Genomic DNA, 19996 nt, shown 5'->3' with positions numbered 1-19996 from the left:
CGTACTGGCAGCGTTGAATCGTGGCTGCCGGTACGGATCGATGTAGGCGTCAAAGGAGACAGCCGCCATGAGGCGTGAAGTATCCGGTTGCAGCTCTTCCGTCAGACCGGTAGTTCGCTATGGAGTCGTGGGTGGACTAGGGGCGCTTGGCAGTGCCGATGTGCTGATCAAGACAGTGCGGGCTGCACAGAACTGTAAGCCGACCGGTGGTGTCGATATTGCCTTCGAGCAGCGCCACTTCGACGACGGCCCCGGCATTGCCGATGAAGACTACAATCCCATTCGTCGAAAGTTTTATGTATACGATGTTCTAAAGGGTATGCAGGGAAAGGTTGAGAATGCCTTGGTCCCTTGCTTCCTGTCTCATACCTTCCTTTCCGAAATCACACCAGAAATAAGCTACAACGTTGTCGACATATTCGATGCTTTGCTGGATCACATTCGTGGAAAATATCCGGAGGCGCGCAAGATCGGGGTGCTGACTTCCAGCTATGTGAGGGCTTCGTGTCTCTTTGAACAGCGCTTCGAAGGCTGCGCTGAGATCGTGTATCCGGATCAAGTCGTGCAGCGCGATGCCCTGATGCAAGCGATCTATGGTCCTTCAGGCATCAAGAGCGGTCATCACGGGAGCGGGTGTCTGCAATTGTTGTTGGAGACCTGCGATAACCTCGTCACCAAGGGCGCCGACATCATCGTGCCGGGGCTGAGCGAGATACCGGTGCTGATGGCGTCATTGCAGTCCCTGACGCCGGTGCCCTTGTTGGATTCGAATCTGATTTATGCCGAGTATGCGCTAGGCCATGACCGTGAGCGTGAACGCCACTCCTTCAAGTTAGGCGTGCTGGGCGGAGTCGGGCCCGCGGCGACGGTCGATTTCATGCGTAAGGTGGTCAGCCTGACCCGTGCCGAACGTGATCAGGACCACCTCAAGATAGTCGTAGAGCAAAACCCTCAGATCCCTGATCGTACTGCCAATCTCATTGGTAATGGCGAGGATCCGAGTATTCCGATGCTGGCTACCTGCCAGCGTCTTGAAGCAGAGGGAGCCAACGCGATAGCCATCCCCTGCAATACGGCACATGCTTTCGTGGCACGGATTCAACCTTATATCGGCATACCCATCATCAACATGCTGACCGCTGTGGTCGACCACCTCGGTGCCGGCAACGAATCTTTCACCCGGGTGGGGCTGCTGGCGACCAGTGGTACCGTGGAGAGCCGCGTCTACCATGACATCATGTCGTCCTCAGGCCGTGAAACTCTGGTTCCAGCGCCGGAGTTTCAGGCGCGTGTCATGGAGGCCATCTATGGCAGCCGGGGGGTAAAGGCCGGGTATGTATCGGGTGAATGCAGCGAGCATCTGCACGCCGCCATTGATCACCTGCTGGAAAACGGTGCCGAGGTCATCATTCTCGGCTGCACTGAGCTGCCGCTGATCGAGCTTGACCCAGTGCGGTGTCAACACGTAACGCTTCTGGACCCGACTGAAATATTGGCTCACAGCTGTGTGGCACTGGCGCAGTAACCGGCTGCTTCCCCAAGGAAACATGAGGCTGGCGGCGAGGAGGGCATTGACGTTATGCTGGGACTCATGTCTCCCTGCGTTCTGGGCCATGCCGTGGAAATGAACTGGCTGGAAGATTTCCTCACCTTGGCTGCCACACGCAACTTCTCGCGCGCCGCAACGCTGCGCAATGTGACTCAGCCAGCTTTCAGCCGCCGTATTCGCAATCTCGAATACTGGGTCGGCGCCCCTTTGTTCGATCGCAGTGTTTTCCCTGTAGCTCTTACCCCGGTTGGGGAGTCCTTTCAGCGCACCGCACAGGATGCTCTCTCGTTGCTACGCGTCGGGCGTGAGGAAGCGCTGGGGTTTGTGCCTCAGATCGAGGAGGTCGTCTCCATCTCCGCCTCGCATACCCTGGCGGTCAGCTTCTTCGTGGACTGGCATGAGCAGCTGCAAAGTCGTTTAGGTAGTATCAGGGCGAGGGTCGTGGCCGATCACGTGGCAGGATGCGTCGAGGCTTTGATCAGCGGCAACTGCGACCTGATGCTTGCCTATAACAGCCCCTTGTTACCGACACTGACCGATATCGGACGTTATCCCTCGATAGTACTGGGCTCCGAGCGGCTGGTGCCGGTCAGCGCTGTGGGTAAAGCGGGACAGGCAATATACCCACTCGATGACGACACAACACCTCAGCCTTATCTCTGCTATTCCACGGACAGTTATCTTGGCCGCATGACGGCGCTGATCCTGGCGCGTGAGAATCTCTCGTCACGACTGCAGTTTTGCTATGAATGCTCCATGTCCGACGTGCTGAAGCGAGGTGCAATCGCCGGTAGCGGGATTGCCTGGGTACCGGAGCGTGCCGTGCGTGATGAGTTATCGACAGGACGGCTGGTTATTGTCGGCGATGCCTCCCATACCGCACCACTGGATATTTGTCTCTTCCGACATGCCGAACACGATCAGCCCATTGCGGAGCGAATCTGGCAGACGTGCTTGAAGATACAAGAAGAAGAGTTGCTGTAAGTCGCCACTACACGTGCCTGAGATACCAGGCATACTCCAACTGGCTCACCGTCTGCATGGCCAGGTCGCGCTCGGCGCGCCGATTGGCAACGAAAACGTGGACGAAATCGCGGCCCAGGGCATTCTGCAACGGCTCGCTGGCTTCCAGCAGGTCGAGGGCTCGATGCCAGCTGTTGGTCAAGGAGGGCTCGAACTGCTCGTAGGCGTTGCCGGTGACAGGGGCGGGCGGCGTCAGCCGTTCCGCAATGCCGTGCTCGATGCTGGCCAGCAGCACGGCGAGCAGCAGGTAGGGGTTGACGTCGGCACCGGCAACACGATGCTCGATACGGCGTGCGTCGTTGCTGCCCGAAGGAATACGCAGTGCCACCGAGCGGTTGTCGAAGCCCCAGGTGGGCGTCATGGGCACGTAGAGACCTGGCTGGAAGCGGCGGAAGGAGTTTAGGTTGGGGGCACAGATCGCCATCGACGCCGGCATCAGCGCCAGCATCCCGGCAACGGCCTGATGCAGGGTGGCGCTGCCGAGCGGATCGCCGTCGGGAGCGGCGAACACGTTGCGGCCGCTGGCGTCGAGCATGCTGAGGTGCACATGGGTGCCGTTGCCGGCCTCGAGGCCATAGGGCTTGGCCATGAACGTGGCCTCGAAGCCGTGATTGAGCGCTACGCCCTTGATCAGGCGCTTCAGCAGGACGGCGCTGTCGCACGCCCTGAGCGCATCGTCGCAGTGGCCGAGGGTGATCTCGAACTGACCCGGCGCGCACTCCTTGAGCGCCGTATCGAGCGGCAGGCCCTGGCACTCGGCCGCCCGCTGCACGTCTTCGAGAAAGTCGGCATATTCGTCGAGTTCGCCGATGGAGTAGAGCTGGCTCTGGCTGGCACGCTCGCCGCTGCGGGGCGAGCGCGGCGGTTGTATCAGTCCGTCCCCGGTGCGCTCGCGATCCAGCAGATAGAATTCCATCTCCACGGCGACAACGGGCGTCAGGCCGCGCTTGTGCAGTCGTTCCAGCTGGCGTGACAGTACCTGGCGCGGGTCGGCGAAAAAGGGGGTCTCGTCGGGCTCGACCATGGTCATCAGCAGTTGCCCCTGGCGGCCATTGCGCAGCCACGGCGTCGGCATCAGGGAGCCCGCCACGGGCCGGCAGACCCGGTCGCTGTCGCCGATGGCGAGTCCCAGCCCGGTGGCTTCGATGGTGTGGCCATTGATATCCAGGGCGAAGACCGATGCCGGAAGGTTGACGCCCTGCCGGCAGACCTTGTCCAGGTTGTCTCGCGGGATGCGTTTGCCACGCATGACACCGTTGAGATCGCTGATCAGTAGGTCGATGCTGTCGATGTCAGGGTGGCGCGCGAGAAATTCCCGGGCCTGATCGGCGCTGAGCGGCGGCATGGGGCACCTGTGAGTGTCGCTGGGTCGTTATTGACGTCTATCTTTCGATGATGAGTCAGTGTTGTCAAATCCTTTACGTTTGGCCGGGGAAAATCTCTTGCTTGGTTCGAGACGAGTCCTGTCTTTCATTGCTTGGTTGAGTGTCGGGCAGGGGCGGGCTGGATTTTTTTGCCTCGATAGTGGAAAGTTTAATCAACACTATTTGCGCCAATCTGATTTTCGAGGAGGCCGCCATGCCGAGCCGACCCCTGGTGGGCGTCATTGCCTGTCGCCGTGAGGTGGAGGGGCACCCCGCCCATGTGGTAACCGACAAGTACTTGAGTGCGCTGCGTACCTATGGCCTGGCGCCGGTGGTGCTGCCGGTTTGGCAGGACGCCGTGGACGGCGATCTGCTTGCTCATCTGGACGGTCTGTTGCTGACCGGCAGCTACTCCAACGTCGAGCCTGCGCGTTATGGCGCTGAGCGGGCACCGGAAAACACCCGCGACGATCCGCATCGTGACGCCGCCGCCTTGGCCTGGATACCCGCCTCCATTCGGCGCGGCCTGCCGCTGCTGGGGATCTGTCGCGGCTTTCAGGAGCTCAACGTGGCCTACGGTGGCACGCTGCACCAGGCGGTGCAGAATGTGCCTGGACTCTCCGACCACCGCGAGCCCGAGGCCGACTACGCGACCCGCTATGCCCCCGCGCATGACGTCGAGATTCGCGCCGGTGGCCGCCTGGCGACGCTGTATGCCGAACCGCAAACGAGGGTCAATTCACTGCACCAGCAGGGTATCGATCGCTTGGGTGACGGGCTGAAGGTGGAGGCGGTGGCGCCGGACGGGCTGATCGAAGCGATATCGGTGGCCGCAGCCTCGGCTTTCGCCCTGGCTGTGCAGTGGCACCCCGAATGGCGTACACAGGAGCACCCGCTCTACCACGCGCTGTTCGAAGGGTTTGCCAGCGCCTGCCGCGAGCACAGTGACGAGCGCTCACTGGCCTTGACGAGCTGATCGGGGGAGCCATGCATACCGAGACCTACCGCCAGTTGGATCGGGAGCACCACCTGCACCCCTTCACCGACTTCAAGGCGCTGGGCGATGAGGGTAGCCGTATCGTCATCCACGCCGAGGGCGTCTACATCCATGACAGCGAGGGCAACCGCATCCTCGACGCCATGGCCGGGCTGTGGTGCGTCAATCTGGGCTACGGCCGCGAGGAGCTGGTCGAGGCGGCCACCGCGCAGCTGCGAGAACTGCCTTACTACAACAACTTCTTCAAGAGTACCCATCCGCCGGCGGTGAAGCTGGCCGAGATGCTGTGCCGACTGGCGCCGGCGCACATGAACCGGGTGTTTTTCACCGGCTCGGGCTCCGAGGCCAACGACACCGTGCTGCGCATGGTACGTCGCTACTGGGCGCTCGAAGGCAAGCCCGACAAACAGTGGGTGATCGCCCGCGAGAACGCCTATCACGGTTCCACCGTGGCTGGCATGAGCCTTGGCGGCATGGCGCCGATGCATGCCCAGGGCGGCCCGACGGTGCCCAAGATCGCCCATGTGCGGCAGCCCTATTGGTTTGGTGAGGGAAAGTTTGCAGAAGGGCGGGTTGGAGAAGGGTGCGATATCAGCCCGGAAGCGTTCGGCCGCGAGTGCGCCGCAGCCCTGGAGGCGAAGATTCTGGAACTCGGCGAGGAGAACGTCGCCGCCTTCATCGCCGAGCCGGTGCAGGGCGCGGGTGGCGCCATCATTCCGCCGGAGAGTTACTGGCCGGCCGTCAAGGAGGTGCTGGCCAGGTACGACATCCTGCTGGTAGTGGACGAAGTGATCTGCGGCTTCGGCCGGCTGGGGGAGTGGTTCGGCAGCGTCCACTACGATTTGAAACCCGATCTGATGCCCATCGCCAAGGGGCTCTCGTCCGGCTACCTGCCGATCGGCGGCGTGCTGGTGGGCGACCGAGTCGCCGAGACCCTGATCGAGCGCGGCGGCGAGTTCTTCCACGGTTTCACCTATTCGGGGCATCCGGTGTGCGCTGCCGTGGCGCTGAAGAATCTCGAGCTGATGCAGGCCGAGGGCATCGTCGAGCGGGTGCGTGACGACGTGGGACCCTATCTCGCCGAGCGCTGGGCCACCCTGGCCGATCACTCCCTGGTGGGCGAGGTGCGCTCGCTGGGGTTGATCGGGGCACTGGAGCTGATCGACCCCGACACCGGCGAGCGCTTCGACAAAGCGCGGTTCCCCAAGGGCTTTGGCGTCGGCACCCTGTGTCGCGACATCTGCTTCGATCATGGCCTGGTGATGCGCTCGGTGGGTGATACGATGATCATTTCGCCGCCGCTGGTCATTACCCGCGCCGAGATCGATGAGCTGGTCCGCCTGGCCTGGGAGGCGCTGGACGAGACTGCAAGGCGACTGGCCGCACGCGAACAGGCGGATGGTCCAGCTATCATGATCCAGCCATCAATAGAGGAGTCCCGATCGTGAGCCGTACGCCATCCCCCCGCACCCTGGCCGATTGGCAGGCCAGGGCTGCCGAGCTTTCTTTCGAGTCGCGGGCCTTTATCGACGACACCTTCGTCGCTGCCGAGAGCGGCGACACCTTCGAGTCGCGCAACCCGGCCACCGGCGAGGTTCTCGCCCAGGTGGCGAGCTGTGACGAACCCGACGCCGCGCGCGCCGTGGCGGCGGCGCGCCAGGCCTTCGCCGGCGGCGAGTGGGCGCGCCTGGCGCCGGGCAAGCGCAAGAAGACCCTGCTGCGCCTGGCCGACCTGATGGAGGCCCACAAGCACGAGCTGGCGCTGCTCGACACCCTCGACATGGGCAAGCCCATCTCGAGCTCGCTGGGCGACATGGCCGGCGCCATCGGCTGCATTCGCTACCAGGCCGAGTGCATCGACAAGCTCTACGGCGAAGTGGCGCCCACCGGCGAGGAGACCCTGGCGCTGGTGCTGCGCGAGCCCATCGGCGTGGTGGCGGCCATCGTGCCGTGGAACTTCCCGCTGATGATGACCGCCTGGAAGATCGCCCCGGCGCTGGCCGCCGGCAACAGCGTGATTCTAAAACCCTCGGAGAAGTCGCCGCTCTCCGCGCTGCGTCTGGCCCAACTGGCCAAGGAAGCCGGCCTGCCCAAGGGCGTGTTCCAGGTGCTGCCGGGCTTCGGCCACACCGTGGGCAAGGCCCTGGCGCTCTCCCACGAGGTCGACTGCCTGGCCTTTACCGGCTCCACCGCGGTGGGCAAGCAGCTGATGCAGTACGCCGGGCAGTCCAACCTCAAGCGGGTCTACCTGGAGTGCGGCGGCAAGTCGCCCAACCTCGTCTTCGCCGACTGCAAGGACCTTGACCGGGTAGCCAGCCACGCCGCCGCGGCGATCTTCCACAACCAGGGTGAAGTGTGCATCGCCGGCTCCCGGCTGCTGGTGGAGAACACGATTCGCGACGACTTCGTCGAGCGGGTACTCAAGGCCGCCGAGAACATGCAGCCGGGCGATCCGCTGGACCCGGACAGCTTCATGGGCGCCATCGTCGACGAGGTTCAGCATCGACGCATCCTCGACTACATCCGCCAGGGCGTGGAAGAGGGCGCGCGGCTGCGCAGCGGCGGCCAGGCACTGGAGGGGCCGGGGCTGTTCATCCCGCCCACGGTGTTCGACGGCGTCACGCCGCAGATGACCATCGGCCGCGAGGAGATCTTCGGTCCGGTGCTGGCGGTGTTCGGCTTCGACACGGAAGAGGAGGCGGTGGCCATGGCCAACGACACGCCCTACGGCCTGGCGGCGGGGCTGTGGAGCCAGGACATCGACCGCATCCTGCGCGTGACGCGGCGGCTGCAGTCGGGCCAGGTGTTCGTCAACAACTGGGCCGGGGGCGACCAGACCATGCCCTTCGGCGGGGTCAAGCAGTCGGGCAACGGGCGCGACAAGTCGCACCACAGCCTGGAGGAGTATTCCGAACTCAAGAGCGTGTGGATGTCGCTGACACTATAGCGACACGCGGAACCGAACGACGGGCCGACCGCGCGCTGTGCGGTCGGCCCGTGTTGTTGCTGCAGCTTGCCTGTCGCTCACGGCAACCGGCGCTTGGGCTGTTGCTGGGTGATGCAGTGGATGTTGCCGCCACCGAGCAGGATCTCCCGGGCCGGCACGCCCACAATCCGCCTGTCGGGAAACAATCCTTGAAGAATATCGCGAGCCTGCTCGTCCCGGGTCGGGTCCAGTAGCGGCATCACCACCACCGAGTTGCCGATATAGAAGTTGACGTAGGAACCGGCCATGCGGTCGCCGGGGCGCCGCGGATGGGAGCTGCTCAGCCGGTCGATGCCGCTGGCCTCGTCCTCCTCGATGAACAGCGGACCCGGTTGGGGCAGCTTGTGCACAAGCAGCTTGCGGCCCTTGGCATCAGTCGACGATTCCAGCACTTGTAGGGCCTCCCGGCAGATGGCGTGCTGGGGATCGGTCTCGTCATCGCACCAGCTCAGCACCACCTCGCCGGGGGTGACGAAGCAGCAGAGGTTGTCGACGTGGCCGTCGGTTTCGTCCAGGTAGCAGCCCCGCGGTAGCCAGATGATCTTGTCGACACCCAGGGTCTCGTGCAGCACCCGCTCCATCTCGGTGCGATTCAGGCCGGGGTTGCGGTTGGGGTTGAGCAGGCACTCTTCGGTGGTCAGCAGCGTGCCCTCGCCATCGACATGGATAGCGCCGCCCTCCAGCACCACGGGAGCCTTGAAGCGCTCGATGCCGAGCATCTCGGCGATCTTGGTGCGGATGCGCTTGTCCTTGTCCCAGGGGAAGTAGAGCCCACCCTTGAGACCGCCCCAGGCGTTGAACTCCCAGTCCACCATGGCTAGGCGTCCGTCCGGGTGGGTCAGGAAGGTGGGCCCCACGTCGCGCATCCAGGCATCGTTGCTGGAGAGTTCCACCACCCGCACGTGGGCGGGCAGCTGATGGAGGGCATTCTCGTATTGGTCGTCGTTGACGCCGACGTAGACCGTCTCGCTTTCAGAGATGGCGGTAGCGACCTCGACGAAGGCCTGCTGGGCCGGCTTGGCTCCGAAGCGCCAGGTATCGGGCCGCTGGGGCCACAGCATCCAGCAGGCGTCGTGGGGGCGAACTCTGCCGGCATGGCGAATCCCCGGGCTCGGGGGAGGACCTAACAGTGTGAGAATCAATAAGTGGTTGGTTCATGATGCTTTCTCACAGGTGGCCTGCGACCAGGAAGATCGCGGCGGCGATGGCGGCGGCGATCAGCACGTAGGGCAACTGGGTCAGGGCGTGGGCCATGGGCGTGCAGCCGGCCCCCTGGGCGGAGAGCACCGTCGAGTCGCCGTAGAAGCAGGCGTGACTGCCGAAGGCGCTGGCCGAGATCAGGGCGCCGACCACCAGCGGCATGTGAGCATCGAGGCTGGCCGCCAGCGGCAGCACGATGGGCATGGCCACGGCGAACAGCCCCCAGAAGGAGGCGGTGGCGAACGCCAGGAAGGCCATGGTGACGAAGACCACCGCCGGCAACATTCCCGGCGTCATCAGCGGCTGCACGGTGCTGATCACATAGTCGGTGAGCCCCAGGGCGTCGTTGACCTCCTTGAGGCTGAAGCCGGCCACCAGGGTGCCCAGCGGCATGATCATCGCCTTGAAGCCGTCGAGCGCGGTGTCGAAGGTGTCGTGGAAGCTCAGCAGCCGTTGGCTGGCGATCAGTACCAGGGTCACGGCGAGCGCCACGATCACGCCGCGTAGGATATCGATGTCGTAGTACCAGGTGAAGAAGATCAGCGTGACGATGGGCAGCAGGAAGTTGAGCAGGTGCGGCCGCTTGCGTCCGTCGTCTGCCGCTTCCAGGGCGCTGTCGTCGACGCCCGTCGGAATCGGCTGGCCGGCCGCGGCGCGGGCCTCGGCGGCCTTCATGGGGCCGAGATTGGGGATCCAGCCCAGAGCCACCAGGGGGACCAGGGCGGCGGCCACCCAGGCGTAGAACATGAAGGGAATCGCCTCGATGTAGAGGTTCATGCCGTTGCCGGCGATGTCGTTCTCTTCCAGCAGGCCGGCAAAGAACACCGCCCAGGTGGAGAACGGTACCAGAATGCAGATTGGCGCGGCGGTGGAGTCCACCACGTAGGCGAGTTTCTCGCGCGAAATGTTGAAGCGATCAGTGATCTTCTTCATCGACGCGCTGATCGCCAGGGCATTGAGATAGTCGTCGACGAAGATCACCAGGCCCAGCAGCCAGGTGGCCAGCAGGCTCTGGCGGCGGCTATGGATATGCTTGGTGACGGCATCGCCGAAGGTCAGCACACCGCCGGTCTTGACCAGCAGGGCGATCAGGCTGCCGAACAGGCCGCAGACCAGGATGATCCAGGTGACGGTATCGTTGCCCAGCACCCCGAGCAGGATGTCGGAGCCCTGGGAGACCACGCTGGTGGGGTCGACCATCAGCAGGCCGACCAGGGCGCCCGCGAGCAGCGATTCGATGGTGCGTCGCGTGAGGATGGCCATGCCCAGCACCACGGTGGTGGGTAGCAGGCTGTAGATGCCGTAGTCGTCGCCGTCGAACAGTGCGAAGCCGCCGAGGCTGGCAATCAGCACGACACCGAGAAACAGCAGGCCACCCTTGGTGGCGCTGCCGAAGCTTTGGGGGTGGGCCGTCGGACCCGAAGGAGAGTGTGTCATGGTCGTTCACCTTTGTTGTTGTACATCGCACGATGGCTGGCCCCGCCGGGAAATGCCGAGTCATACATGCGCATGCGGCGGCTGCCGGCGGGTTACAGATAACCGTCCTTGCGTAGCGATGCCGTGGTGGCGGTGAAGGCCTCGTCGAGGATTGCCACTACCCGATCCACCACGTCACGATTCCAGATCAACGGCGGCGAGATGATGTTGAGGTGGCCCACCGGGCGAATGATCAGGCCGCGCTTCTGGGCCTCGGCGGCGACCCGGTCGCCGACCCGTGCCTCCACCGGCAGCAGCTCCTTGGAGGCCTTGTCGGCGACGTTCTCGATGGCCAGCATGAAGTGGCTGCCCCTCACGTCGCCGACGGTTTCATGATGCGAGAGCGTCTTGAGCTGCCGCTCCAGGTAGGGGCCCACCTCGCGTATGTTGGCGCAGATGCCCTCGCGCTCCATGATCTCGATGTTCTTGAGCGCCGCCGCACAGCTCACCGGATGGCCGGAGTAGGTGAAGCCGGTGCTCAGCACGCCGCCCTTGCGCTGGGGCGTGCCCAGCACCTCGTAGATCTCGTCGGAGATCAGGGTGGCGCCCAGGGGCGCATAGCCCGACGACAGCCCCTTGGCGCAGTTGATGATGTCCGGCTGGGTATCGAACACCGCCTCGGAGGCAAAGAAGTGGCCCAGGCGGCCGAAGCCGGTGACCACCTCGTCGGCGATATAGAGGATCTCGTGGGCGCGGCACACCGCCTGCATGCGGGCGTGGTAGCCTCGAGGCGCCATCAGCACGCCGCCGGCGCCCATGATCGGCTCGGCAATGAAGGCGGCGATGTTCTCGGCACCGATGCGCTCGATGGTCTCCTCGAGTTCGGCCACCAGATGGCCGCAGTACTCCGCTTCGCTCATCCCCTTCGGCCGGCGATAGAGGTTGGCCTCGCTCAGGTGGGTGACCAGGTGATCCAGGGTGTCGAAGCCCCAGTTGTTGCTCTCGATGCCGGTCAGGCTCGCTGCCAGGTAGGTGGTGCCGTGGTAGGCGTTGTTGCGCGACAGGATACGCTTCTTGTTCGGCTTGCCCAGGCGATTGAAGTAGTAGTGCACCAGGCGAATGGTGGCGTCGTTGGCCGCCGAACCGCCGCAGCTGTAGAAGACGTGGTTGAGGTTTGCCGGGGCCAGCTCGGCGAGCTTGGCGGCGAGCTCCGCCGCCGGGGCGTTGGAGAGGTTGTTGAAGGTGGAGAAGTAGGCCATGCGGGTGGCCTGCTCGGCCATGGCCTGGCCGATCTCGGCGCGGCCGTGGCCCACGTTGACGCACCACAGGCCGGCGATGCCGTCGATGAAGCGGTTGCCATGGATGTCCTCCACGTAGATACCGTCGCTGTCGACGATCAGGTCGCAGCCCTTGTCGTGGAACAGGCTGAAGTCGGTGAAGGGGTGGATGAAGTGGTCCCTGTCCTTCTGCCACAGCGCCTGGGCATCAAGGGGCCGGGGCGGAGTACGGGTAGCGGTGGTCATGGTCGGCCTCGCGTGTCCGATGTCATTGTTGGAGTGTGCTGCTTTGAGGTCAGGGCCAGACTAGCGAGGGGGCGGAAGCGGGGAATATATCCTGATTGGGGTATATCGGTTCCGCGACGGGTCGGCCTAGGGTTGGGGTATAAAGACAAAGGGAGGCAACCTGCATGAGCGTTTCCATCGACGGCCAGCGGCTCTGGGAAAGTTTGATGGCCATGGCCGAGATCGGCCCCACCGAAAACGGCGGCAGCTGCCGCCTGGCATTGACCGAGGAGGATGCCGCCGGTCGGCGCTTGCTGATCGAATGGTGCGAGGCGCTCGGCTGCACGCTGCGAATCGATCGGGTCGGCAATCTCTTTCTGCGTCGCTCCGGCAAGCGCGACGACCTCGATCCGGTGGCCATCGGCAGTCATCTCGACACCCAGCCCAAGGGCGGACGCTTCGACGGCATTCTCGGGGTGCTGGCGGGGCTCGAGGTATTCCGCACCCTGCATGACCGGGGCATCGTCACCGAGCGCCCGCTGGAGCTGGTGGTGTGGACCAACGAGGAGGGCAGCCGTTTCGCCCCGGCCATGGTGGCCTCCGGCACCTATGCTGGTGAATTCAGCGTCGAGTCGACCCTGGCTCGCAAGGATCGCGATGGCGTCTCCTTCGGCGAGGCGTTGTCCGCCTGCGGCTTCGCCGGCGAGCTGCCGGTGGGCGAACCGCGACTCGATGCCTTCTTCGAGCTGCACATCGAGCAGGGGCCGGTGCTGGAGGAGGAGCAAGAGGCCATCGGCGTGGTCACCGGCGTGCAGGGCATGCGCTGGTTCGACGTCATCCTGCGGGGCCAGTCGGCCCATGCCGGGCCCACGCCGATGCGCTATCGCCACGATGCCCTGGCCGCCGCAGCACGCCTGATCGATCGCCTGCAGGCTCTGGCCATGGCCGACGGCAGCGGCGCCACCAAGGTGACCTTCGGCTGCCTGGAGATCGACAGCCCCTCGCGCAACGTGATTCCCGGCGAGGTGCGCCTGAGCGTGGACCTGCGCCATGTCGACGAGGGTGAACTGGACGACCTGGAGGCCCGCTATGACCGGGAGCTGGCCGCCGCGGCCGAGGCCTTCGGCGTGGAAGCGACCAGCGAGCGCATCTGGGCGTCGCCGGTGGTCAACTTCGATGCCGGCTGTATCGAGGCCGTCGAGCGCGCTGCCCGCGCCCAGGGGGTGCCATACCGGCGGATGATGAGCGGTGCCGGTCATGATTCTGTATATGTATCGCGGGTGGCGCCGACCTCGATGATCTTCATCCCCTGCCGTGACGGTATCAGTCACAACGAGGCCGAATACGCCACGCCGGAACACTGTGCCCTGGGCGCCCAAGTGCTCTGCGATGCCCTGCTGGAACGAGCCAACCGTCAAGGAGGTGTGCAATGAGCATTGAGATTCCCAGAACCCGCGACGATTGGCACGCCCTGGCCGAGTCACTCGGCTTCGAGGCCCGTGCCTTTATCAACGACGCCTTCGTCGCTGCCGAAAGCGGCGATACCTTCGAGTCGCGCAACCCGGCCACCGGCGAGGTTCTCGCCCAGGTGGCGAGCTGTGACGAACCCGACGCCGCGCGCGCCGTGGCGGCGGCGCGCCAGGCCTTCGCCGGCGGCGAGTGGTCGCGGCTGGCGCCGGGCAAGCGCAAGAAGACCCTGCTGCGCCTGGCCGACCTGATGGAGGCCCACAAGCACGAGCTGGCGCTGCTCGACACCCTCGACATGGGCAAGCCCATCTCGAGCTCGCTGGGCGACATGGCCGGCGCCATCGGCTGCATTCGCTACCAGGCCGAGTGCATCGACAAGCTCTACGGCGAAGTGGCGCCCACCGGCGAGGAGACCCTGGCGCTGGTGCTGCGCGAGCCCATCGGCGTGGTGGCGGCCATCGTGCCGTGGAACTTCCCGCTGATGATGACCGCCTGGAAGATCGCCCCGGCGCTGGCCGCCGGCAACAGCGTGATTCTAAAACCCTCGGAGAAGTCGCCGCTCTCCGCGCTGCGTCTGGCCCAACTGGCCAAGGAAGCCGGCCTGCCCAAGGGCGTGTTCCAGGTGCTGCCGGGCTTCGGCCACACCGTGGGCAAGGCCCTGGCGCTCTCCCACGAGGTCGACTGCCTGGCCTTTACCGGCTCCACCGCGGTGGGCAAGCAGCTGATGCAGTACGCCGGGCAGTCCAACCTCAAGCGGGTCTACCTGGAGTGCGGCGGCAAGTCGCCCAACCTCGTCTTCGCCGACTGCAAGGACCTCGACCGGGTAGCCAGCCACGCCGCCGCGGCGATCTTCCACAACCAGGGTGAAGTGTGCATCGCCGGCTCCCGGCTGCTGGTGGAGAACACGATTCGCGACGACTTCGTCGAGCGGGTACTCAAGGCCGCCGAGAGCATGCAGCCGGGCGACCCGCTGGACCCGCAGAGCTTCATGGGCGCCATCGTCGACGAGGTTCAGCATCGACGCATCCTCGACTACATCCGCCAGGGCGTGGAAGAGGGCGCGCGGCTGCGCAGCGGCGGCCAGGCACTGGAGGGGCCGGGGCTGTTCATCCCGCCCACGGTGTTCGACGGCGTCACGCCGCAGATGACCATCGGCCGCGAGGAGATCTTCGGTCCGGTGCTGGCGGTGTTCGGCTTCGACACGGAAGAGGAGGCGGTGGCCATGGCCAACGACACGCCCTACGGCCTGGCGGCGGGGCTGTGGAGCCAGGACATCGACCGCATCCTGCGCGTGACGCGACGGCTGCAGTCGGGTCAGGTGTTCGTCAACAACTGGGCCGGCGGCGACCAGACCATGCCCTTCGGCGGGGTCAAGCAGTCGGGCAACGGCCGCGACAAGTCGCACCACAGCCTGGAGGAGTACTCCGAACTCAAGAGCGTGTGGATGTCGCTTTCGCTCTGAGGGCTCACCACGACAGGCTACCGACATCGCCTGTTAGGAAATCCTCGACTTGCCGGTTCTCCATGTCTGGGGTGCCGGCTTTTTACGCGTCTCATACCGCCTGCTGGCGTGATACCAGCGCCACATGATCGAGGAACAGCCGGAACAGTTGCGATTGGCTGGAGACCTCGAGACGTTGGTAGATGTGCTTGCGGTGTACCTTGACCGTACCGTCGCTGATGTCGAGTTCCCGGGCCGCCGATTTCGTCGAGTGGCCGGCCAGCAGCAGACGCACGATCTCCTGCTCCCTTGCCGTCAGTACCGCGGCGCCGAAGCTGGCGAGTGCGGCTTCCACCGGTTCCTGCTCCGCGAGACGCTGCTGGAACTGACTTCCCTGCCATTTCCAGTACTCGGTCAGCAGGGCCTCGGCAATGGGTGACACGTAGCGCAACGCCTGCAGCGCACGGCGGGTCAAGGGCGGCGACTTCGTCCCGAAGCCGAGCGACACGGCGATCACCACCTCCGCTTCGACCCGGCAGAAAATGCCGACTTCATCGACCAGGCCCAAGGCACGATAGTAATGAGCGTAGTACTCACTGGCTTCGAAGCGATCCGGGGCCAGCTCGCGCAGGCGATGGGCACCCTGATCCAGGCCATTGCTCACTGCTGCGAAGAAGGGATCGAGCAGATAGGCCTGGCTCAGGTAGCGCTCGACGCCCTGCTCGTGGCGATGTGGCGGGTAGTCGTCGTGGATCAGCAGCGGTTGCCGACGACCACGATAGGCGTTGATCAGCACGGTTTCGTGACCCACCAGCTCGCGCAGGGATTGATCGAGCCTGGCGGGGAAGTCGGGGGTCGCCGCCGTGCGCAGCAGGCGAGCCAACTGCTGGTGCCAGGCATGGCTTTCGGAGCGGGCAAGGAAATCGAGCATGGGTAGGTGCGTCAGTAGAGCCTGGCTTTCACGATAGCATGACCCTGCGTTGATGCCTGGATGCCGTTCGTTGATGGCTGAGCGGACGAAGAAACGATGAACGATGCCATGTTGGATGCGATGCAGGCCGTGACAAACTCAGCGGTATTGAGGAGACTTGCGAGCTATCCCTTTGCTGCAGCAGGAGAATGCCCTTGACCGATCTCACCACGCTGCTGGCCTCTCTTCCCCAGGATATTGCCCTGATGGCTGTCGCGTTGGCGGCGTTCCTGTTTGCCTTCGGCTTTTCCGGCTGGCTTGCCGCACGACGTCAGCGCGCCGATGCGGCGCGGCACGAGACCGCCATGAACGAGCTGCGCGAGCGGCTGGCCGAGCGTGAGCAGCGCCTCGAGCAGCTTCAGCGCGAACTGGGCGAGGTGCAGGTACGCGAGGCGCGCCTGGCTACGACCCTGGAGCAGAAGCAGCAGCACTTCGAGGCGCAGCTGGCCCTGCTGCGCGATAGCCGCGACCAACTGCGCCAGGAATTCGAGAACCTGGCCAACGAGATTCTCGAACGCAAGGGGCGCGCCTTCTCCGAACTCTCCCAGCAGCGCATCAGCGGCCTGTTGCAGCCGATCCAGGCCGAGATGAAGGGCTTTCGCGAGAAGGTCGAGACGATCCACCGCCACGATACCGAACAGCGCGCCGGGCTGCGCGCCGAACTACGCCATCTGCAGGCGCTCAATCGTGAGATCACCGACCAGGCCGAGCGCCTCACCCAGGCTCTGCAGGGGCAGAAGAAGGTGCAGGGCAACTGGGGGGAGCTGATGCTCGAGAACGTGCTCGAGGGCTCCGGCCTGCGCCCCGGCAAGGATTATCAGCGCGAGGTGAGCTTCGCCACGGCCGAGGGTCGCCGGCGGCCCGACGCGGTGGTCTACCTGCCCCAGGGGCGCCACCTGGTGATCGACGCCAAGACCTCTCTCGCCGCCTATGTGCGCTACGTCAACGCCGAGGACGAGGTGGAGAGAGGGCAGGCCCTGGCCGCCCATGCCACGGCGGTGGGCGAGCGTATCGCCGAGCTGGCCGACAAGCACTACTACGACCTGCCGGGCCTCAACTCGCCCGACGTGGTGATCATGTTCATTCCGGTCGAGTCTGCCTACGTCGAGGCGCTCAAGCACGACGAGACCCTCTACCAGCGTGCCATCGAGCACAATGTGCTGGTGGCGACCCCCACCACGCTGTTGACCAGCCTCAACGTGGTACGCCAGCTGTGGCGCTTCGAGGACCAGAGCCGCCACAGCGCCGAACTCGCCAGCCGCGCCGAGCGGTTCTACAACAAGCTGCGCCTGTTCCTCGAGAGCATGCAGGAGGTACAGGCGAAGCTCGACGGCGCCCGCGACAGCTACGACCGCGCCATGGGGCAGCTGGTCAACGGCCGCGGCAACCTGATCAAGCAGGCTGCCGAGTTCCAGGAACTGGGCGTAGCGGTGAAGAAGGAGCTGCCCGCCGAGCTGGTCGAGCGGGCCGGGCTTGAGCTCGAAACGGCGGCGTCGGCCAGGGGCACGAGGACGAATGACGAGACGCCGTGAGGCGATACCGGCCGCCCGCAGGCGACCGGCTCGAGCCTAGAAGCTCGCCCATTCGGGTTGGGTGGTTCGCTCCAGCTGGTGCAGGAGGGGGCGCTTCGCCTGGGTCGGCATGCTTACCAACTGGCTCGTGTGGCGCTCCAGGCCGGGGCCGTTCGCCGGCAATTGGAAGGCTGACATGGCCGTCAGCAGCTGTCGCGCCTGCTGACGCAGGTTGTCGGCTGCCGTGGCGCTCTCTCCCACCAAAGTGGCGTTCTGTTGGGTGACCCGGTCCATCTCGGCTACGGCGGTACCGGCTTCCTGCACGCCGGCGCTCTGCTCAACGCTGGCCTGGCTGATCTCACGCATCAACTGGTTGACCCGTGCGATGGCTGCGACGATCTCCTCCGTGGCCTGGCGTGCTTCCGTGGCCCTGGCGTTACCGCTCTTCACGCGCTCCACGTTGCTGGTGACCAGCTCATTGATTTCGCTGGCGGCATCGGCGCTCTTCTGGGCAAGTTTGCGCACCTCGGCGGCGACCACAGCGAAGCCACGGCCGTGTTCACCGGCACGTGCCGCCTCGACTGAGGCGTTGAGCGCCAGGATATTGGTCTGAAAGGCAATGTCATCGATGGTCGAGATGATTGTCGCGATCTCGCCGGCGCTCTTGTCGAGCTCATCCATCGTTGAGGCCATCTGTTCGATTGCAATGCCTCCCTGGCGGGCCGTATTCGATGCGTTCTCTGCCTCGCGGCTGGCCTGGCCGGCGTTCTCTGTGTTCTGCACCACGGTACCGTTGAGCTCCTCCATGGCCGAGGCGGTCTGGGTCAGGGCGCTGGCCTGCTGCTGGGTTCGTGATGCGAGATCGGTATTGCCCTCGGCAATCTGCTCGCTATTGCTGGCCACCGCTTCGGCGGCGGCTCGCACCTGTGACACGATGTCTTGCAGCTGGCGCGCCATCGCTACCTGGGCGGCCATTATGCTGCGCTCGTCGTTCTTGCGCAGGCGTCCGGTTGTCGCCAGCTCGCCGCGGCCGATTGCCTCGGCGAAGGCACGTACCTCATGCGGTTCGGCGCCCAGTTCGCGCAGCAGCTGGCGCGAGAGGAGATAGGCAATGGATCCTCCCAGGACCAGGGCCACCAGGCACAGCGCCAGCATCAACTTCTGGAAGCCGGCGGCGGTATCGCGCGCCAGGGCGGTATCGGCTGCGCTCTCGGCCTCCTGGTGATCGAGGAAGTCGTTGATACGATCGAGCCAGGCAAAAAAGGCCGGCCCAGCACCGCGCAGAAGGGCCTCTCTTGCGCCATCCAGATCGCCCTGGTCGCGGCGCTCCATTACCTGGCTGGCGAATTGCTGCGTGACATCGGCTTGTTGCTCGATGGCGGCCAACAGCTCGCGCTCGCGCGGCGTGACGCTATCGCGCGTCACATCGCTCATGCCGTCGGCGGCGAGGCGGTAGTCATCGGCCAGCGTCCGGTAGTCGCGCATGAGCGTGGCAAGGTCCGTCGGCGACTCGACGAGGGTCATGTCGCGCAGCAGGATAGCGCGGTCGTGCACGCTGCCGCGCCAGTCGATGGCGTGGCGCTGCTTGGCGCCATTGACCTCGTTGATGGTGGTCAGGCTGCGGTCGATGCGGTTGACCTGCACGATGCCGATGGCGGTGAGCAGGACGATCAGGGCGAGCACAGCGGAGAATCCGGCTAGCAGGCGGCTGCGGATGCCGAGCCGGACGAGGCGGGGCGGGAATGCCTTCATGGTTGTCGTTCCTTCTGCGTACGTGGAGGCGTGACCTCGAGACGTTCATTGTTGTACAGGTTGTACCATAAAACTTGTACATAAAATGTACAAATATTTTCAGCCTATCCTGACGATAGTCGCGTCGAAAGAAGTTCGTTGCGCTATGCAATGGGCACGCAAAAAGAAACCTGCCGCGTTGGGCAGGTGATGAAACTTGTACAGAAGGGCGGCTCGGAAAGGCGGCGTGGCTAGAAGGTGCGTGCCGGGGTGCAGCAGCTTACCAGTCGGCAGGGGATCTTGCCGGGGTTACGGAAGCGGTGCGGCACGTTGGTATCGAAGTAATAGGCCTCACCGGGGCCGAGCAGGCGGGTTTCAGGGCCGATGGTGATCTCGATCTCGCCCTCGAGCACCACGCCGGCCTCCTCGCCCTGGTGGGCGATCATCTCGCGGCCGGTATCGGCGCCGGGGGGGTAGGTCTCGATCATGAAGGCCAGCGCGCGGCTGGCGCGATTGGCGCCGACCAGCTTGTAGATGACTTCGCCGCTGCCCACATCGGCCAGTTCCTCGGCGGAGTAGAAGACCTGGTTACGGCTCTCCATGTCCATGGTGAAGAAATCCCCGACGCTGATGGGGATAGCGTCGAGGATCTTCTTCAGCGAGCTGACCGAGGGGCTGACCTTGCCCTGTTCGATCAGCGACAGGCTGGAGTGGGTGACCCCGCAGCGCTTGGCCAGCTCGCGCTGGGAAATGCCGCGCAGGGTGCGCAGGGCGCGCAGGCGCGTGCCTACATCGTCCGACATGCCGGTCTCCTCGTCCACGGCGTGCGCCGTCGACGA

General features: G+C 64.7%; 15 protein-coding genes. 8 read left to right on the top strand and 7 right to left on the bottom strand.

Annotated features, from left to right (window positions below):
- Nucleotides 1–67: 67 nt before the first annotated feature.
- Together cuyB and EKK97_RS15180 are read left to right on the top strand one after the other, a co-directional pair.
- Nucleotides 68–1525, top strand: coding sequence for a cysteate racemase (gene cuyB / locus EKK97_RS15185; RefSeq protein ID WP_159553131.1), 1458 nt, complete (start codon nucleotides 68–70; stop codon nucleotides 1523–1525).
- A 54-nt stretch (nucleotides 1526–1579) separates the two neighbouring features.
- Nucleotides 1580–2533, top strand: coding sequence for a LysR substrate-binding domain-containing protein (locus tag EKK97_RS15180; RefSeq protein ID WP_159553129.1), 954 nt, complete (start codon nucleotides 1580–1582; stop codon nucleotides 2531–2533).
- A gap of 7 nt (nucleotides 2534–2540) precedes the next feature.
- Here EKK97_RS15180 and EKK97_RS15175 read toward each other — a convergent pair whose 3' ends face one another.
- On the bottom strand, nucleotides 2541–3917 hold the full coding sequence (locus EKK97_RS15175) for a glutamine synthetase family protein (RefSeq protein WP_159553127.1): 1377 nt from the start codon (nucleotides 3915–3917) through the stop codon (nucleotides 2541–2543).
- Nucleotides 3918–4150: 233 nt separating this feature from the next.
- On the opposite strand from EKK97_RS15175, the gene EKK97_RS15170 reads away from it, so the two are divergent.
- The 3 genes from EKK97_RS15170 to EKK97_RS15160 are packed head-to-tail and all read left to right on the top strand — an operon-like array spanning nucleotide 4151 to nucleotide 7880.
- Nucleotides 4151–4912, top strand: a complete 762-nt coding sequence (locus EKK97_RS15170; RefSeq protein WP_159553125.1) for a gamma-glutamyl-gamma-aminobutyrate hydrolase family protein — start codon at nucleotides 4151–4153, stop codon at nucleotides 4910–4912.
- A gap of 11 nt (nucleotides 4913–4923) precedes the next feature.
- Entirely contained in the window at nucleotides 4924–6381 is a 1458-nt protein-coding gene (locus EKK97_RS15165) for an aspartate aminotransferase family protein (RefSeq protein ID WP_159553123.1), read from the top strand.
- Complete coding sequence (locus EKK97_RS15160; RefSeq protein ID WP_159555813.1) at nucleotides 6375–7880, top strand: aldehyde dehydrogenase; 1506 nt, start codon at nucleotides 6375–6377, stop codon at nucleotides 7878–7880. The genes EKK97_RS15165 and EKK97_RS15160 overlap by 7 nt, the downstream gene beginning before the upstream one ends.
- Before the next feature lie 77 nt (nucleotides 7881–7957).
- On the opposite strand, the gene aguA is transcribed toward EKK97_RS15160, so the two are convergent.
- The 3 genes from aguA to EKK97_RS15145 form a co-directional block, all read right to left on the bottom strand.
- Nucleotides 7958–8980, bottom strand: coding sequence for an agmatine deiminase (gene aguA, locus EKK97_RS15155; RefSeq protein ID WP_236551237.1), 1023 nt, complete (start codon nucleotides 8978–8980; stop codon nucleotides 7958–7960).
- Between the two features lie 106 nt (nucleotides 8981–9086).
- Complete coding sequence (locus tag EKK97_RS15150) at nucleotides 9087–10556, bottom strand: Na+/H+ antiporter NhaC family protein (protein ID WP_159553121.1); 1470 nt, start codon at nucleotides 10554–10556, stop codon at nucleotides 9087–9089.
- A 92-nt stretch (nucleotides 10557–10648) separates the two neighbouring features.
- On the bottom strand, nucleotides 10649–12058 hold the full coding sequence (locus tag EKK97_RS15145) for an aminotransferase (protein WP_159553119.1): 1410 nt from the start codon (nucleotides 12056–12058) through the stop codon (nucleotides 10649–10651).
- Between the two features lie 164 nt (nucleotides 12059–12222).
- Between EKK97_RS15145 and EKK97_RS15140 the strand changes: the two genes are divergently transcribed.
- Entirely contained in the window at nucleotides 12223–13470 is a 1248-nt protein-coding gene (locus EKK97_RS15140) for a M20 family metallo-hydrolase (RefSeq protein WP_159553117.1), read from the top strand.
- On the top strand, nucleotides 13467–14966 hold the full coding sequence (locus EKK97_RS15135; protein WP_159553115.1) for an aldehyde dehydrogenase: 1500 nt from the start codon (nucleotides 13467–13469) through the stop codon (nucleotides 14964–14966). Before EKK97_RS15140 ends, EKK97_RS15135 begins: the two co-directional genes overlap by 4 nt.
- Nucleotides 14967–15057: 91 nt before the next feature.
- Here the strand turns inward: EKK97_RS15135 and EKK97_RS15130 are convergent, their stop codons facing one another.
- Complete coding sequence (locus EKK97_RS15130; protein ID WP_111414303.1) at nucleotides 15058–15876, bottom strand: helix-turn-helix transcriptional regulator; 819 nt, start codon at nucleotides 15874–15876, stop codon at nucleotides 15058–15060.
- Nucleotides 15877–16070: 194 nt separating this feature from the next.
- On the opposite strand from EKK97_RS15130, the gene rmuC reads away from it, so the two are divergent.
- Entirely contained in the window at nucleotides 16071–17447 is a 1377-nt protein-coding gene (gene rmuC / locus EKK97_RS15125) for a DNA recombination protein RmuC (RefSeq protein WP_159553113.1), read from the top strand.
- Between the two features lie 36 nt (nucleotides 17448–17483).
- Here rmuC and EKK97_RS15120 read toward each other — a convergent pair whose 3' ends face one another.
- Both EKK97_RS15120 and EKK97_RS15115 read right to left on the bottom strand, forming a co-directional pair.
- Nucleotides 17484–19178, bottom strand: coding sequence for a methyl-accepting chemotaxis protein (locus EKK97_RS15120; protein ID WP_159553111.1), 1695 nt, complete (start codon nucleotides 19176–19178; stop codon nucleotides 17484–17486).
- Nucleotides 19179–19408: 230 nt separating this feature from the next.
- A complete protein-coding gene (locus EKK97_RS15115; RefSeq protein WP_159553109.1) occupies nucleotides 19409–19960 on the bottom strand; it encodes a cupin domain-containing protein in 552 nt (183 codons plus the stop codon).
- Between the last annotated feature and the right edge of the window lie 36 nt (nucleotides 19961–19996).

It is taken from the genome of Billgrantia tianxiuensis (genome assembly GCF_009834345.1).
GTDB lineage: Bacteria > Pseudomonadota > Gammaproteobacteria > Pseudomonadales > Halomonadaceae > Halomonas > Halomonas tianxiuensis.
This window is presented reverse-complemented; position numbering and strand designations above follow the sequence as displayed.

Coding starts and splice junctions, on each gene's coding strand:
- cuyB (WP_159553131.1), top strand. CDS start 68: ATGAGGCGTGAAGTATCCGGTTGCAGCTCTTCCGTCAGACCGGTAGTT.
- EKK97_RS15180 (WP_159553129.1), top strand. CDS start 1,580: ATGCTGGGACTCATGTCTCCCTGCGTTCTGGGCCATGCCGTGGAAATG.
- EKK97_RS15175 (WP_159553127.1), bottom strand. CDS start 3,917: ATGCCGCCGCTCAGCGCCGATCAGGCCCGGGAATTTCTCGCGCGCCAC.
- EKK97_RS15170 (WP_159553125.1), top strand. CDS start 4,151: ATGCCGAGCCGACCCCTGGTGGGCGTCATTGCCTGTCGCCGTGAGGTG.
- EKK97_RS15165 (WP_159553123.1), top strand. CDS start 4,924: ATGCATACCGAGACCTACCGCCAGTTGGATCGGGAGCACCACCTGCAC.
- aguA (WP_236551237.1), bottom strand. CDS start 8,980: ATGCTGTGGCCCCAGCGGCCCGATACCTGGCGCTTCGGAGCCAAGCCG.
- EKK97_RS15150 (WP_159553121.1), bottom strand. CDS start 10,556: ATGACACACTCTCCTTCGGGTCCGACGGCCCACCCCCAAAGCTTCGGC.
- EKK97_RS15145 (WP_159553119.1), bottom strand. CDS start 12,058: ATGACCACCGCTACCCGTACTCCGCCCCGGCCCCTTGATGCCCAGGCG.
- EKK97_RS15140 (WP_159553117.1), top strand. CDS start 12,223: ATGAGCGTTTCCATCGACGGCCAGCGGCTCTGGGAAAGTTTGATGGCC.
- EKK97_RS15135 (WP_159553115.1), top strand. CDS start 13,467: ATGAGCATTGAGATTCCCAGAACCCGCGACGATTGGCACGCCCTGGCC.
- EKK97_RS15130 (WP_111414303.1), bottom strand. CDS start 15,876: ATGCTCGATTTCCTTGCCCGCTCCGAAAGCCATGCCTGGCACCAGCAG.
- EKK97_RS15120 (WP_159553111.1), bottom strand. CDS start 19,178: ATGAAGGCATTCCCGCCCCGCCTCGTCCGGCTCGGCATCCGCAGCCGC.
- EKK97_RS15115 (WP_159553109.1), bottom strand. CDS start 19,960: ATGTCGGACGATGTAGGCACGCGCCTGCGCGCCCTGCGCACCCTGCGC.